This window comes from Arthrobacter sp. NQ7 (genome assembly GCF_029581595.2).
Classification (GTDB): Bacteria; Actinomycetota; Actinomycetes; order Actinomycetales; family Micrococcaceae; genus Arthrobacter; species Arthrobacter phenanthrenivorans_B.
The window spans coordinates 56,081-70,792 of record NZ_JARFXU020000012.1; the positions used below are offsets into that span (position 1 = coordinate 56,081).

At 66.2% G+C, this 14,712-nt stretch carries 19 protein-coding genes; 10 read left to right on the plus strand and 9 right to left on the minus strand.

Annotation, left to right across the window (positions count from 1 at the left end):
- Positions 1-49: 49 nt before the first annotated feature.
- A complete protein-coding gene (locus PUN71_RS13720; protein WP_142938845.1) occupies positions 50-271 on the minus strand; it encodes a hypothetical protein in 222 nt (73 codons plus the stop codon).
- Between the two features lie 248 nt (positions 272-519).
- On the opposite strand from PUN71_RS13720, the gene PUN71_RS13725 reads away from it, so the two are divergent.
- The 6 genes from PUN71_RS13725 (at position 520) to PUN71_RS13750 (ending at position 3,001) form a co-directional block, all read left to right on the plus strand.
- Positions 520-759 (plus strand): hypothetical protein, encoded by a 240-nt coding sequence (locus tag PUN71_RS13725; protein ID WP_277798861.1) that lies wholly within the window; start codon positions 520-522, stop codon positions 757-759.
- Between the two features lie 66 nt (positions 760-825).
- Positions 826-1,155 (plus strand): hypothetical protein, encoded by a 330-nt coding sequence (locus PUN71_RS13730; protein ID WP_277798862.1) that lies wholly within the window; start codon positions 826-828, stop codon positions 1,153-1,155.
- A gap of 5 nt (positions 1,156-1,160) precedes the next feature.
- Complete coding sequence (locus PUN71_RS13735) at positions 1,161-1,541, plus strand: hypothetical protein (RefSeq protein ID WP_021473549.1); 381 nt, start codon at positions 1,161-1,163, stop codon at positions 1,539-1,541.
- A 36-nt stretch (positions 1,542-1,577) separates the two neighbouring features.
- Positions 1,578-1,841, plus strand: a complete 264-nt coding sequence (locus tag PUN71_RS13740; RefSeq protein ID WP_277798863.1) for a hypothetical protein — start codon at positions 1,578-1,580, stop codon at positions 1,839-1,841.
- Positions 1,842-1,996: 155 nt separating this feature from the next.
- Positions 1,997-2,719 carry a hypothetical protein gene (locus PUN71_RS13745; RefSeq protein WP_277798864.1) on the plus strand — a complete coding sequence of 241 codons (723 nt, stop codon included), beginning with the start codon at positions 1,997-1,999 and terminating at the stop codon, positions 2,717-2,719.
- Between the two features lie 39 nt (positions 2,720-2,758).
- Entirely contained in the window at positions 2,759-3,001 is a 243-nt protein-coding gene (locus tag PUN71_RS13750) for a hypothetical protein (RefSeq protein WP_277798865.1), read from the plus strand.
- Between the two features lie 111 nt (positions 3,002-3,112).
- On the opposite strand, the gene PUN71_RS13755 is transcribed toward PUN71_RS13750, so the two are convergent.
- The 7 genes from PUN71_RS13755 to PUN71_RS13785 form a co-directional block, all read right to left on the minus strand.
- A complete protein-coding gene (locus tag PUN71_RS13755) occupies positions 3,113-3,325 on the minus strand; it encodes a hypothetical protein (RefSeq protein ID WP_142938850.1) in 213 nt (70 codons plus the stop codon).
- Positions 3,326-3,404: 79 nt separating this feature from the next.
- Positions 3,405-4,385, minus strand: coding sequence for a site-2 protease family protein (locus tag PUN71_RS13760; protein WP_349361812.1), 981 nt, complete (start codon positions 4,383-4,385; stop codon positions 3,405-3,407).
- Positions 4,386-4,433: 48 nt separating this feature from the next.
- Positions 4,434-4,859, minus strand: coding sequence for a site-2 protease family protein (locus PUN71_RS23185; RefSeq protein ID WP_502860699.1), 426 nt, complete (start codon positions 4,857-4,859; stop codon positions 4,434-4,436).
- Positions 4,860-5,094: 235 nt separating this feature from the next.
- Positions 5,095-5,568 (minus strand): hypothetical protein, encoded by a 474-nt coding sequence (locus PUN71_RS13770; protein ID WP_277798866.1) that lies wholly within the window; start codon positions 5,566-5,568, stop codon positions 5,095-5,097.
- A gap of 3 nt (positions 5,569-5,571) precedes the next feature.
- The gene (locus PUN71_RS13775; RefSeq protein WP_277798867.1) at positions 5,572-6,111 is read right to left on the minus strand and encodes a helix-turn-helix domain-containing protein; all 540 of its coding nucleotides are present in this window, start codon (positions 6,109-6,111) and stop codon (positions 5,572-5,574) included.
- On the minus strand, positions 6,111-7,424 hold the full coding sequence (locus tag PUN71_RS13780) for a hypothetical protein (protein ID WP_277798868.1): 1,314 nt from the start codon (positions 7,422-7,424) through the stop codon (positions 6,111-6,113). Before PUN71_RS13780 ends, PUN71_RS13775 begins: the two co-directional genes overlap by 1 nt.
- Before the next feature lie 52 nt (positions 7,425-7,476).
- Complete coding sequence (locus PUN71_RS13785; RefSeq protein WP_277798869.1) at positions 7,477-7,944, minus strand: hypothetical protein; 468 nt, start codon at positions 7,942-7,944, stop codon at positions 7,477-7,479.
- Between the two features lie 2,134 nt (positions 7,945-10,078).
- On the opposite strand from PUN71_RS13785, the gene PUN71_RS13790 reads away from it, so the two are divergent.
- The gene (locus tag PUN71_RS13790) at positions 10,079-10,411 is read left to right on the plus strand and encodes a hypothetical protein (RefSeq protein ID WP_056387581.1); all 333 of its coding nucleotides are present in this window, start codon (positions 10,079-10,081) and stop codon (positions 10,409-10,411) included.
- 198 nt (positions 10,412-10,609) lie between these two features.
- A complete protein-coding gene (locus PUN71_RS13795; RefSeq protein WP_277798870.1) occupies positions 10,610-11,068 on the plus strand; it encodes an SLOG family protein in 459 nt (152 codons plus the stop codon).
- Between the two features lie 125 nt (positions 11,069-11,193).
- Here PUN71_RS13795 and PUN71_RS13800 read toward each other — a convergent pair whose 3' ends face one another.
- The gene (locus PUN71_RS13800) at positions 11,194-11,529 is read right to left on the minus strand and encodes a histone-like nucleoid-structuring protein Lsr2 (protein WP_056387574.1); all 336 of its coding nucleotides are present in this window, start codon (positions 11,527-11,529) and stop codon (positions 11,194-11,196) included.
- Between the two features lie 207 nt (positions 11,530-11,736).
- On the opposite strand from PUN71_RS13800, the gene PUN71_RS13805 reads away from it, so the two are divergent.
- Together PUN71_RS13805 and PUN71_RS13810 are read left to right on the plus strand one after the other, a co-directional pair.
- Complete coding sequence (locus tag PUN71_RS13805; protein WP_277798871.1) at positions 11,737-13,662, plus strand: DHH family phosphoesterase; 1,926 nt, start codon at positions 11,737-11,739, stop codon at positions 13,660-13,662.
- Between the two features lie 19 nt (positions 13,663-13,681).
- The gene (locus tag PUN71_RS13810; RefSeq protein ID WP_277798872.1) at positions 13,682-14,506 is read left to right on the plus strand and encodes a CPBP family intramembrane glutamic endopeptidase; all 825 of its coding nucleotides are present in this window, start codon (positions 13,682-13,684) and stop codon (positions 14,504-14,506) included.
- The last annotated feature ends 206 nt before the right edge of the window (positions 14,507-14,712 follow it).

The following is a 14,712-nucleotide window of genomic DNA, read 5'->3' on the forward strand; positions in this document are numbered from 1 at the left end:
CCGGAGCGCGTGCTCCGGCGGTGGGGTCTCTTTTTTTTGTGTCCATGGTTTACTGCTGGCCGGAATCTTCGGAGTTACCTCCGTCGTCGATGTCCTTCAGCCGCTGTTCCAGCCGGGTTGCGTGGGCCTCTTTGACTTTCCGGTAAACCTTGACGCCACCTGCAATGACCAGACCTGCAGCCGCCAAGACCCCCGCGGCGATCAGGTCCTCTGTACGGGCATCCTGCTTGCCTGCGTAGTAGCCCTTGCCATAGACCGCGCTTCCCGCCACGAATCTCTCCCTTTGTTGAATTTTGAACTCCGCCGAAAGCCTATCCCAGGGTCGTGGAGGGGTTGTGCCGATGCTGCGGATCATTCGCGCTTTGCCGCCGCGGGGTTGGAACCTTCTTGTTGTTCTTCTTCTTCGTTTTTGCAGATGCAGCCGGTGGAGGTGACAGCAGAGCTGTCACGGAGGAGTCATCGACGAAGGACGGCCTGCAGTGCAGCGCCGTGCCCCACAGGATTCCGAGGAGAACCGCCATGAGCACCATCGCCGCACCCATGCAGGACGCGCTGCCGTTCGACTTCGGCTCTGATGTGCTGGTCATCAGCGCGCCCGTCTACGACGAGCAGGCCCGCCAGGCCGACCGCGAGCTGTGCCAGCGCTACGTCACCGGATGGTGCGGCACGGCGTTCACGGCGGACGGAACACGGGCAGAACGCGCCGAGACTACCTTCGCGGACTTCCAGGCGGCCGCCCGCCGTCTGGCAGAGGGCTGAGGAACCAGCGCAGCTGATACAGGTCCGCATCGAACAAACGACTTCATCAAACAGGAGGGGATCACCGTGTCCACTGCCACCACTTCCGAGCCCGACCTCGACGCTGAAGCTCAACGCGTTGCGGCCGTCCACCGGCTCGCCACGAGCAAGGCCTTCTACCCGGAGCTGCGGCGTGCCGAGGCTCAGGCCCGGGTCCAGCTCGCCGCCGCCGTCATAGCAATGGACGAGGTCGAGGACCGCATCGCCGCCGGCGAGAAGATCCACTCACTCTACGAGCAGGCTGCAATCGAACGGGCCAAAGACGCCTACGCCCAGGCGCTGGCTGATCTCATCCGCGGCGAGTCCAGCGTTGAGGCTGACCCGTCGACTTCCCGACCCATGAACCAGGAGCACTGATCACCATGTCCTTCCTCGAGAAGATCGGATTCGTCGAGACCGCCGAGCAGGAGGCCCAGCGCCTCGCGCAGTCGCCCGAGGGCTCGGCCAACCACGAACTGTCCAAGCTGCCGGTCACCATCGAGCAGTGGCCCCAGGACCTGCTCATCGAGCTGCCCTGGCACGCCACCGAGCGGGGCTCAGGCCACCGCGTCGTCGTGGTGCCCATCGAATACCGCGGCGAGGCCCGCACCGAGGGCGAGGAAGAACCCCGACCTCGCAAGCGCCACGCTGGTTGGTGGAACTGCGCGGTCGTCGCCAGCGACCACCCCAGCTACCCGGTCGGCGGCTACCGGCTGAGCATCCCCGCTGCCGAGCTCGCCCGCGGCAAGCGGATCGAGCTCTGAGAGAACAAATCCAACGACGAAGGAGCGTGAACCACCATGCCTGACACGATGCAGACCACCGTCCGCCGCGAGCGGATCCTCCGGAGTGTCGGCAGGGCGCTCCTCGTCACGGGGATCGTGCTGAACGTCCTCGCCCTGCTGCCCGCGATCGCAGCCAGCGCCTGGACCGGCCACTGGACGGCGAGCGTGGTGCTCGTGGTCCTGTCCGGTGCAGTCTGGGCTGCTGGACTTCTGGGCCTGAAGACCTGGGCTGCCCGGCTACGCCGTCACAACGACACCCAGCCCAGCCAGCACCAATGACCAGTCGCCCTGCCTGATCCCACCAGAGCCCCGGCTCCTGCGCTCCGGCGCGGGGCCGGGGCTCTTGCTCTGTCTCTGAGGCGGGTCCACGCGCTGCGGGGCAGCGCCTGGTGTTTTGCAACAGCAAGAGAACCATCCCGAACAAAGGAAGAGCCATGACCACCCTGACCACGACGCGTGTCCCGCTCAAGCAAATGGACCCTGCGATGCTCGTGTTCGAACTCGAGCGGGAGATCCAACACCTCATGCCCGGCACCACGAACACGGAGCTCGTGACCCGCGCAGCTGCGACGGCTTCGTTCCTGCACCGGAAGCAGACCCGCTTCATCAGGGGAGACATGCCTCGCGTGCCGTACATCGAGCATCCGCTGCGCGTGGCGTTGCGCCTCCTGCGCTGGGGCGTCACCGACGCTGAACTGATTGCCGCAGCACTGCTGCATAATGTCGTCGAGGACTGCAGCAAAGAGCTGCTTGCTGCTTTCGGCCAGCCGGGTGAGGATCCCCTGGGCTGCCTGGCGCGGCTGTACGGCCGGCGCGCCTCGGTGCTCGTTGGGGCGGTGACGACTCCTGGCGGCAGCACCTCCTACGAGGAGCACCTCACGCGGCTTGCCAACTCCGGTTCCCGGGCGCTGCTCATCAAGGCCAGCGACCTGAAGGACAACGCCGGTTCGATCCGGCACCAGCTCGGTCACGGCCAGGATTCGCGCATGTACCGCATGCTCTTCAAGTACATGCCGGCCGTCGAGATCGTCGGAGCAGGTCTGCGCCGCTCGCTCTGCTGCCCTGCGACCCAGCAGTGCACCATGGCTGCCATCGCCGCGATGGAAGATCTCAGCCACGATCTCGCAGCCCTGTCGGCCGAGCATGGCATCGACTGATCAGCATGCCGCATGTCGCAAAATTCAGAAAGGAACCTGATGGGAAGCAGGCAGGTAACTCTCACCTCGTGTGATCGCTGTGGAGTTGAGACGGAGTCGGATGTTGCCCATGAAAATTCAGACAACTACGACCCGGCCGCCCACGTATGGCGGACATTGAAATTCCACTACATCCAGCCGTGGTTCTTCCTCTGTCCCGATTGCGTGAAGGCCTTCCTCAAATTCATGGCCATGGAAGCAGTGCTGCCGGTCAAAGTGATCCGCAGGCCCGACCGTGCCTGAACCAGAGAACCAGGACTACAGCAGAGACCCCACCGTCAGGAGCATCAGCTCCGGCGGCGGGGTCTCTTTTTTCTCTGGTCACTCCTTTCTCCCGCGGACCGGATACTCCGGCTACCAGCCGGAGCTGAAGGGCAAGCGCACGTCACCGGAGAGGATCCCGCCGCACAGGAACAGCAGTGCCGAGACGCCGATGAGACCAACGGCGAAAGCCACCGGCCGGTCCTCGTAGATCTGCCGCAGCCGGGAGACGAGGCTCTGTGGCTTCTTACTGGTCTTGTTCGGGTCTCCTGCTGGACTCTTCCGGGTCTCGTCGTGGTCGGTCATGGGTCTGCATCCCTTCTGATCGGTGTGTGGTCTGGTACTGGGCGGTGGATGGTCTCGTCGAGGGCTGGTGCGGGTCCCGTCAGAGCCCCGACTTCAGCGGCACGACGATGTCGCCGACCATGAGCACCAGGCTCATCGACAGCATCGCCAAGCCGATCACGTAGGCGACCGGCAGCTGCCTGGCGACGTTGACGTGACCGGGATCAGGTCGGCTGAACCGCAGTGCCAGGCAGCGCCTGGCCCCTTCAAAAGCGCTGCCCGCGATGTGGCCGCCGTCCAGCGGCAGCAGCGGTATCAGGTTGAACACCCCGATGAAGAGGTTGAACGAGCCGACCACCAGCCCGAGCAGCGCAGCCTTGCCGCCGATGTCGAGGCCGGGTTTGGTAGATGCCGCGACCTCGCCGGCGAGCCTGGATCCACCGATGACCGACATGGGTCCGTCCTGGGCACGCTCGCCCTGGCCGAAGATCGCCTGGGCGACGTTGTACACGCGGGCGGGCAGCTGCACGATGGAAGACACTGCGTGCCCGGTCATCTCGCCCATGCGCTCCATCGTGTAGACCAGGCCGTGCCTGGTCACCACCTCGCGGGACTCCGGCTCGACACCGAGGAAGCCCACTGTCGCAGTCTGCTTCGGGCCGTCACCATCGAGGTCCCGCGGCATGGCGATCGTGTGCGAGGCCTGGAGCTTCACCTGCGTACCATCGCGCTCCACCTCCATGGCAGCGACGCTGTCGCCGTTGGCGTGGATCAGGTCCGACAGCTGTGACCACGAGGTGACTGGCTGGCTGTTGAAGCTGACGACCACATCGCCGGGACGCAGCCCCGCCGCCCGGGCGGGGGAGACCTGGTCGCTGTCTTGGCACGCAGTGCGCTTGGCGTCCTGGGGGATCACGCAGTCGGAGACGACGGAAACCGCAGGGCGGCCGGTCGGCTCGACCGAGTGCACGCCGTAGATGCCATAGACACAGAGGAAGCAGAGGAACGCCAAAGCGATGTTCACCCCGGGGCCCGCCACCATCACCCGGATCTTCTTCGCCGCGGGCAGCTTATAGAACAGACGGTCAGTGTCGCCGGGTTCGACGAGCTCGAACTCCGCCGCCCGGGTCTACGAGACCATCTGTGCGAACAGGCCCGTGTTGGACTTGCGCAGCGTGAGGGGCGCGTCCGGGGTCGCGGTGCTGGCTGCGACGAGGACGTCGCTGTGCGCTTCCTGGTATGCCGGCGCGGCTGCTGTATCTGCTGGCACCTGCTCGCCGCGGGAAATCTGCTGCTCGCGGTCCGTCTCGGGCGGGAACATGCCGATGATCTTCACGTAGCCGCCGAGCGGGATGAGCTTGATACCGTACTCGGTCTCGCCCTTCTTCAGGGACCAGACCGTCGGGCCGAAGCCGACCATGTACTGGCTCACCCGGCACCCGAACTTCTTCGCGAAGTAGAAGTGCCCCAGCTCGTGCAGCGCGATCGAGACGAAGATCGCGGCCAGGAAGATCACCACACCGAGCACGTACAGGGCGACCTCCGGGCCCGTCACGGTGTGTACCCCTCGTCGGGCCGGCTCTGTGCGATCGTCATCGGTGCATCTCCTCGTCATGCCTCGTCTGTCGATGCTCTATCGCGATAACAGGGAGCATCGACTCGTATACGTCAATTCTCGCATGTCGAATGCCATTCAGACAGGACGTGGCATTGATGACGAGAGATGCGAAGAGCCCTTCCTGATCCTCTTTCGATGATCAGGAAGGGCTCTTCGCCCGCGCGGACCCGGGTCAGTTCGAGTCACCGCGCGTCAGCTCAAGAGCAGCCGCCTCACGCTCCCTGTAGACCTCGTAGAGCGTCCGGCCCGCCGCATCGACCTGCAGGAACGCCAGCAGCGCCTGGTCGACGTCGATCATCCCGGCGGCCACAAGCGCGAGCTGCGCCTCGAGCCAGGTCTTCATCACGCGCCACGCAACACGCTCAGCCTGGGCCCGGCTGGTCCGCTCGGCGCGCGATCCCGCCTTCAGCCGGCCGGCAGCGTCCTCCTTCTGCAGCAGCGCCTCCATGCGGTCGACGCTGGCTGGAAGAGAGAAGCCGCGCATGCCATGCGGCGTCGCGAGCAGGAAGTCCAGGGAACTGGGCACGCCAGAGGCGTCGTAGTCGACGCTGATCCGGCGGGCCCCGTGCTGCGCGAGCAGCGCCTGCATCTCGGCGACGGTCTGCGCCGCCGAGATCTTCGTGGAGTAGTTGACCGGAGCAGCCACGGCTCAGCTCTCCTGGTCGTCGTCCACCGGCACCAGCTCGCCAATGCCGCGCACCGTCCAGTCGCCGCTCGCCACATTGACGAGCGTGCAGTTCGACCCGGCGGTCGCCTCCGAGTCATACTCCTCGAAGACGTAGACCCGAGGCGGCACGTTAGTGCCGTCGTAGACGTCCTCGTCGAGCATGACGTGAGCGCCGAGCTCGACGCCCTTGTGCACTACGACCTCCGGCGTGGTCGAGTCGTAATCTGCGGTGACGCTGGCATTGGCCGCCGGGGTCTGAACTGACCGGCCATTTCGATGCGACCTAGATTCGGACGTCTCGACAAACTGGTCGTTCAGCCAAGCATCCATGTCGGTGAAGTAATACCGAATCTCGCCGCCCGCCTTCTGATATCGTGGCCCGCGGTGCTTCGTCCGCCAGCCTCGCAGAGTCTGCTCTGCGAAGCCCAAATAGGAAGCCGCGCACTCCGATCCGACATAGTCGCGCCCCTCCTTCAACGCGGCATCACGAAGCTGACGTCGAAGGGTCATAACCACGCTCATCACGCAGCCGCCTTGCTGCGCTTGCCCTCGGGCTTCTGGACCTCGACGGCCTTCGCCGCCAGGTACAGGCCCTCGCGGTTCAGGTGGCGCGAGTACGCGGCGTCGAGGTAGAGCACCGGGATGCCGCCGGCGGCCTTCTGCAGGACAGGGCGCAGGATCTCCTTGATCGGACCCGAACCGCCGCCGTAGACGTACACCACCTCGGTGGTGCCGCCGACCTCGGCGAGGACGTCCTCGAAGCGTGCGCCGATCTCCTCGGCCAGGTACTCGGCCTCCTCGTCGACGTAGCCCCTGGCGCGGTCAAACCTGCCCTGGAGGAATACGCTGGGCTCCTGCTGCAGGAAGTCGGCCAGCGCCTTGCGGTTCTTGAACCGCAGGTCCTTGTCCCCGCTGGTGCTCATGCGGTCCAGCGCGTTCGTCAGCGCGGTGCCGTAGCCCTGGTCCAGCGTGCTGGCCGCTTCGGAGTTGAACGCGCCGTCGGTGAAGACGGGGAAGTTCACGGTGCCCTCGCCGACGTCGACGCCGACGGTGTTGCGCACACCGACCAGCAGCTCGGCGGTGACACCCTGCAGGCGCGCGGCCTCCTCGGGGTCCGAGGCCCGAAGATCGTCCAGCAGAGCCTGCGCCAGCGGCGCGCCCTTGTCGGTGATCGCGAACTGCGCGGACGCGCCCTCGGGCAGGACCTGCACATCCTCAAACTGCAGGCGCACGGTGACCGGCGTGGAGAAGTTCTTCACGGTCACCAGGTGCACCGTGGGGTCAGCCGCGCCCAGGAGTCCCACGAACTGGGCAGCGTAGGCGCTGCGGCGCTGCACGTACTCGGCAATCGGCAGAGCGAGGCCCGTGCGCACTGAGGCACGCAGCTCGCGGTCCGGCAGCGCGCCGTGCTCGCGGACATAGTCGCGCAGGGCCTTGGCGGCGAAGACGCCCAGGACAAGCACCGAGCTCAGTTCCTGGTCAGCCTTCGAGCGGGATCCGACGACCTCGAACTGCGTGAACTTCGACCCCGGGGTGCTCAGTGCCGCGCGGCCGAAGGTGCGCAGGTCCGAGTGCCCGATCAGGGGAGTGGTGAACGAGGCGGCGACGCGGTTGTAGAAGTCGTCCTCCACCACGATCTTGAAGGCATCCGAGTCAGCCTCGGGCACCTTGGGCGTAGAGCGCGAGGTGCTCACCACGGCCGAAGGAAGGTCGATCGTGTCGAAGACCTCCTTGCCGTGGACCTCGCCGCGGATGACGCCCTTGACGTATCCGTTGCCGACGTCGATGCCGCCGGTGAGCTGGATGGTCTTCTCGGCGGTGCGGGTGTTGCTCATGGTTGTGTCCCTCTCGGTCAGGAAGTCGGTGTCTCAGGAAGTGCGGTGCGGATCAGCGGGTGAGGAAGGCGTCCAGCCCCGAAGGGACAGAAGGCTCCTCGACGGGAACAGGGTGGGGCTCGCGGACGGGAGGCGTGGGCGGCGGCTGAACAGCCTGGGCTGCCTCGACGCGCTGCACGGGCTCTGAAGGAACAGCAACAGGCACGGCAGCCTCGTCACGGCTTTCGCGACTCTCGTGCTGGCTTTCACTCCCGTCACGGCCGTCATCGCCGCGTTCCTCTCCTTCATGGGGCTCGCTGCGCCCAGGGTCCTGCTCGCCCTGCGGCGGGCGGCCGCGCCGGGGAAGCTGCTCGACGGGACGGTTGACCACGTCGATGTAGCCGTCGCGCTGGATGGACTCGCGGATCAACAGCTGGAGCGACCTCGAGATGTCGTACTGCTCGTCGAGCCACCGGTTCGTCGACTCGTCGGCCCGCGGGACGCTCCAGCGCAGACGGCGCGGCTCGGCCTTATCGGTCATTGCGAGCACCCCCTTGCGCCCTCGTGCTGATGGACACTGTCCTCGGTCATCGCGGCCCCCTCTCATGCGCGGTCCCCGAGGCGCTACTGCCAGTCGGGGACCTTTCGACTCATTTATTAGCCATCATTCTACTGGTCTTTCAATGGTCTCTGCAAGGACCACGCCAAGACCAGCAAAAGGCCACCAGCAGATCAGGCCTGCATCACCGTGAGCAACCCCTGGCCGCGGCGGGGCCCGTGGGAGCCGCCGGCAGGACCCGCAGAAGACCACGGGTCAGCCGAGGAACCAGAAGACACAGGACTCATCAAGGGCTCACCCGGGACCGGCACGCGGTCCGCTGCGGACCAGCAGAAGACCTCGATCAGGCCGCGGCACATTGGAGGGCGCTCGGTGGTCCCACACAAAGCACAGAACCGCCCTCGAAGAGACCAGTAACAGTCCACCGTCGCGAGCCGGACCAGAGCAGACCTGTAAGAGACCATCATGGGACCAGCAGGACGCCCGAAGCGGCCCCGAGGAGTGCCCTCCGGAACTCAATGGGGTCTGAATGGCCTTTCTGGACTCTCTCGGGTCTTGTATGGGTCTGGTCTGTGTCCCTGTCTGGCCATGCCGGTGCAATGATCTGTCCACTCCGGGACCAGAAGGGGTCCAGCGATGCGGGCCCGGACCGGTACCTGGAACACCCGCCTGCGACACCTCGAGGCAGTGCCGGAGCGAACGGAGGGGCTGTCGGAGCAGGGTGGAGCAGCCGTGGTTGCGCCTGTGGCGTCACCGACCCGCCCGGGGGCCGCAAGGAGAGCGGAGGGAAAAGGCGAACCGGGTAGTAGGGCCCCGCATGGAGCGAAAGGGCAAAAACTCCGCTTCCTGGAGAGGCTCACGGGCGGTGGGGGTCCAAAGGTAAGAACCCGTGAGCCTCTCCAGGAAGCTGCACCTGGTGGGAGACCCGGGCGGCTCGGTGACGCTGGGAAGCGGGGCTCCCGTTGGATCCAGGGAGGCTTCATGCTTCCCGGGAAAGCTCCTCTTCTGATGCGTCCACGAGGGACAGGCCGGGCGGTGGCCGTCGAGGACTCGCTGTCGCTCATCCTGGGGTGCAGCTGCCACTAGGAGGGGCAGGCGGCCGGCCCGGAACGGACCCCGGCAAGGAAGCGGTGTGGGCCCGCCTCGGACGCGGTGCGACAGGTGCTGGCGCGACCGCGAAACGGAGCCGGAGTGAGCGCCCGCACGCCGGTGCGACGAGCGCACCGACAGATCAGTGCAGTGCTGTGACAGCAGAGTTTTCCACAGCCTGACGCGACAGGTCGCGAGGAGTGGTGGACCGCTGCGCGCCGGGCCTGATGCGCCTGCGGCAGCAGGATGCACCAGGGGGTGCGGACCGGGCTGCGCCCGACGTCGCTGACGCTACATGTGAGGACCCGTACGGGTACCCGCTCGTGCCTCGCGGTGGTGCGGAAGATGCATCCGTACGGCGTTGCAGCGAACGGCAAAAGGGCTGTACACCCAAAAGCCCGTAAATCCAGCGGAAACGACATGACCCGTACACCCGCTGCGCGGATGGAGAGGGGGTGTACGGGTCAAGGGTGTACGGGTCGTTTCCCCTGATATTCCAGGCTTCCGCTAACGCTCCAGCCGTGGAATGGCGAAATGGCGGCAAGAGAGGAAAAGGGCATAAGGGAACCTGGCAACAGCGGTCCTGCGGACCCTCCGCTTCGCTCCGGTCTCTCGCTGCGCTTCGAGACGCTGTTGGTCGGCATAGCCGACAGGTTCCACCGCTCGCTTCGCTCGCCGGTCCGTCAGTCGCTGCGCTCCCTCCGGCTATGCCCAGCGCTGCGCTTGAGTGGAGGACACCCCCGCCTGCCCCGCCGCATTTGTCCACAGGTGGACGACGCGGCAAAGGGTGCAGCCAGGCGGTGGATCACCTGGCGCTGCGCACCAGGTTTGTCCGAGGAGGACGGCCCGTCGGCCGGCCCGCTGCGCGGCCCAGTCGGAGCAGTTCCCGACACGGTTCACCAGTAGGCCGTCAGGCCAGCGGAGCTGGCACGGGAGCTGGACCGTACATCGAGTCTCCGCGGACCCCTGGCGGGACCTGCACTCGATGCCCGACACCTGCATCCCGAGAAACAGAAGGGGCATCGTCATGACACACGCCCGGAAGGCATCCAGGTCCGCACGCCGGCCGCAGCCGCAGCTCTCGCCCTACGACACCGGAGCCAGGTGCGAGGCCAAGCCGTGGATCCCCTACGGAGAGCGAGTCACTGAGGCGACTCCGGCGGAGAGCTTTGGCAAGGTCGACTTCGACGATGAAGAGAGCGGCACGGTCTGCGTCGCCTACCTCGAGCGCGACAAGGACGGTGGATACACCCTTCACGTCGCACCGCTCAGCGAGGACCGGAAGGTCCGGGTGGCAATCCATTACGAACGCGGCGGTGCCAGGGTCAACAGTGCCCAGGCGTCGGCAGCTGCCGCGTAGTGACCTGCCGACTGAGAAGGAACACCGGGAATCATTCCGGAAAACATTGCGGCGAAAGAGGACGCGAATGATGCAGCGACAGACGAGTATCACAATCCGGACTGCCACCGCGGCGGCCTCGGCGGGATCTATGCCGATGACCAAGATGACCAGCCGGGAGGCATCACGATGACCAGTTGATTCAGCCATGCCCTGCTCGTGACCGGTTCCCGGACCTGGGACGCCGCGGAGGCCATGAAGGCGGCTTTGAACGAGGCCTGGAGAGCCTGGGGACCGTCTGCGGTCGCCCGACCCGTGCTCCTCTCAGGGCACTGTCCCAAGGGTGCTGACGCCATGGCCGAGCGGCTGTGGCGGGCTGCCGGCTTCGAAGTAATTGAGTTCCCGGCCGACTGGAGCGCTGAGCCCAAGGCGGCGGGCTTCACCCGGAACCAACGGATGGTCGATGCCCTCGTCGCCATGCGCGCCGGGGGAGCGAAGGTCCGTGTCGCCGCCTTCCTGGACCTTTGCAGCAAGTGCGACCAACGCACCGGCCAGCAGCAGCTGATGCCCGGAACGCCAGGGCACTTCTCACATGGCACCGTGCACGCCCGCTCCCGCGCCCTGGCAGCAAGCATCGAGGTCGAAGACATCATCCACCCGCGCCTGCCTCCGTTCTGACAAGTGCACACCCCGGACATGACAACAGCCCTGCAGCTGGTGCTGCAGGGCTGTTGATCCTTGATTCGAATAGGTGGCCGGAAATCTCTCCGGTATGGCCCCGAAAGACTGCGAGAAGGATGGGGCTAGAGAGTCCGCTCGATGCCGTGTGCCTCATCGTGGGCCTTCATGACCGCTTTGGGAATGCGACCGAACTCGGGCACTTCATGACCGTTCTCGCGCGCCCACTTACGGATCTCCTCGCGTTCCTCGGGCGTCGTCTCGGGCACGAGTCGCTTCTTCTCGCCCTTCTTAGTGGCCTTTCGACCCTTACTAATGTATTCCTTGAGATTCTTCTCAAGCTCTTTGCGCTCTTCGTCGGTCAGGTCTATCTCGAACCAGGTGTCGCCCAGTCCGAAGGTGACTGTGGCAGCATCCGGCTTGCCACTGATGTCCGACTCCACAATATTTCGAATAGCCATGTCTTGAATGGTAGACGATCCGAACCACCTTAGAGAAGTCTTTGGGCACGCCAGAACGACAGATCTTTCGAATGCCTTCATCATAGGCCGAAAACGCTGCTATACCAGCATAATAAACCCGCCGCACTGCTAAAATCACACTGCCAGCGGGTGCCTTTCCCCACCCCTGTAAACCGACCATTCGACACGATCGAGAGGCCCCCCACCATGACCATTCTCCAGACCGTCGACGACCATCCACTGACGGACGACGGCGTCGACCTGTTCGCCCTGATGTGCCAGCGCCGCGGCTGGACCGACGAGTACCTCCGCGAGATCGAATCAGCTGAACACGACGAGCTCCTGGGCCTGGCCGAGATGGTCGAGGCCCTGGAAGACGCCCGGGCCGCCGGCCACAAGGTCACCATCGCCCCTGACTTCGACATGGACGGGATCTCCTCCGGTGTGCTCGGCTACGCCGGACTGTCAGAGCTCGGCTTCGACGTCGAGCTGCACGTGCCCGACTACCGCCGCGGCCACGACCTCACGGCCGAGGACATCGCAGAGATCGCCGCGACGTGGCCGGACACCAAGGTCCTGCTGACCTGCGACGGGGGAGTGAACTCCCACCGCGGGATCGCCGCCGCCCGGGCTCTGGGATGGAAGACCCTGGTCACCGACCACCACGAGGAGCTCGAACCCGGTTCGAGCGCCGACGTCACCGTCGACCCCTGTCGGATGGACGAGACCTACGCCAACACCGGCATCTGCGGCGCACACGTGCTCTACCAGGTGTTGGAGGCCTATGCCCGCGTCCACCGGCCGGAGAAGCTCTGGGAGATCCGCCTGCTGCGCCTGTTCGCCGGCCTGGGCACCGTCTCCGATGTCATGCCAGTGCTGTACGAGAACCGGCAGCTGGTGCGCGACTCGCTGTCCATCGCACGGCTGCTGTACGCGCCCGCGCCGCGCACCGTCCCGACCCCCTGGGGCTTCGACCCGGACCCCGAGGCGATCGACGTCGGGCAGTCGACGCTGATGCAGCTGCTGCGCGTCGACCCGCACCACCCGGCCTTCGTTCGGGCCTTCGAGGGCTTCGCGGTCCTGCTGAAGGCCTTCGGCCAGGCAGGCAAGGTCCGCGACATCGACAGCATCGACGAGGGCTTCTACGGGTTCTACCTCGCGCCGGCGATGAACTCCCCGCGCCGCACGGGCGACCCGCTCGCACCGTGCTTCGGTGTGTTCACCGCGCCTGACCAGGACTTGATGCTCGAGGCGGCACACCAGGTCATCGCGACCAACGAGAGCCGCAAGGAGCTTGTCGAGGTCCACACCCAGGAGCTCGAGGAGGGTGATCAGCCGCTGGCCCCCTGGGTCTACTTCTCCGAGGCCTACCCGGGCATGTACGGTCTGCTCGCCAACCGGCTGATGGAGCGCCACGGCCACCCGGTCGTCGTGCTCAACCGTCCCGCCGGGCCGGATGACTACGTCGGAGGCTCCGGCCGGGCACCGTCGTGGTTCGGCATCATCGACACGCTCGAGCACCAGGACGGCATGCGTGCCATCGGCCACCAGCAGGCCTGCGGCGTCAAGGTCGACCGGGCGGAACTGCTCGACGGTCTGGTCGAAGCATTGCGGGAGGCCACGCAGGTTGCCCTGCTGGCTGTCGTCCAGGATGAGCGCCGGGCCGACCTGGTCCTGGGCCCGGACCGGGACTGCGATGCTGGCCTGGACGACCTGGAGCCTCTGGTCGGCTTCGTCCGGCGTGTGGAAGCGCTGCGGCCCTTCGGCCACGGCTTCGTCGAGCCGGTGGTCGAAATCGCTGTCGAGCCCCTTGGGCTGCGGGTGGACCGGATCGGTTCCGATACTGACTGCGGCCATGAGCGCACCGACGCCAACCTGATGACCAACGCCCGCGGCTACCGCGTGTGCCGCCTGTGCAAGAAGCATCTGCGGCTGGTCACCAGGTCCGGGCTGTCCTGCCTGTGGTGGAACGTCGCCGAGGAGAAGGGGCCGGAGATTTCGGCTCTGACGCGGTCGGCCAGCCGCACCGAGGTCGGAACGCTGCGTTTCATCGCGAAGCTGCAGCTGAACACCTTCCGCGGCGAGACCCGCGTCCAGGCCGTCATCGAAGAGCAGATCCCCGCGTCTGTCTGACCACGGAAAGGAGGCGGGGATGCCCGCTCCACCCATCAAGTCCCGGCTCGTCTCCATCGCGTGGTGTGTCCTCGTGCCCCTCGGCGTGCTCGCCGCCTACCTGGGACTTGGCCTTGCCGTAGTTTCCGTGGTCGGCGAGCCCGTCCTGGGTACGGCGGTGCTCGGAGGCCTGGTGGCGCTGCTCGTCGGCGCTGCCAGGCTCTTCCGACCCCGGTGGTTCGCCAACGCGCCAACGGTCCGACCGATGTCCGGAACACCGCGCTTTACCCGAACGGTGCTTGGGTGCCTGGCTCTGGCGTTCTTCGCCGGCCAGTCCCTGGCCCTGTGGCTCTATATCCTGGGCGGCTCGGCGGGATTCGATGAATCGACCCGAGCCAGGACAGACGCCGGTCCCGTCGTGGCCCTCCTGCTCGCACTGGTGGCAGCGCCGGTGGCCGAGGAGATGCTTTTCCGCGGCCTGCTCTACCCGCTGCTGCGGCGCAGGGTCGGCATCGTCGCGGCGGTGCTCGTCACCGCCGCGGGCTTCAGCCTGCTGCACGCCAACGTCGTCCAGTTTGCTGCCACGCTGCCCCTGGCGGTGCTGCTGGCGCTGGTCCACGAACGCACCCGCGTCCTGTGGCCGTGCGTGCTGCTCCACCTGGCCTTCAACCTCGCGGCCGTCCTTGTCCCCGCCCAGCTGCTGGGCGCATTGGCGAACCCCGTCTCAGCGCTGCTGATGACCGCGGCGTTCCTCGCGTGCGCCCTGGCGGTGTACCGCATGGCCGCACCCGCGCCCGGGCCTGCACAAAACGACAGGGAAGCCGGCGGGGAAGAAGGCAGGGAAAGCGAGCCACAGGCCGCATAGCGGCCGGGCTCAATGTGCAGGACTGACGCTGGTGCCCTCCGGGCGACCTTTCGGCCGTGGGCCGACGGTCTCTCCGGAGGGCCTGCTCTTGGGTGACCGGGGTGATCCGGTCACCGGGGGATTGGCTGAAGGATTTTCGTCAGCCAGACCTGAGAGGAGGTGGATCCACCATGGCAGTCGTCAACAAGTGCGCGTATGACGCGCAA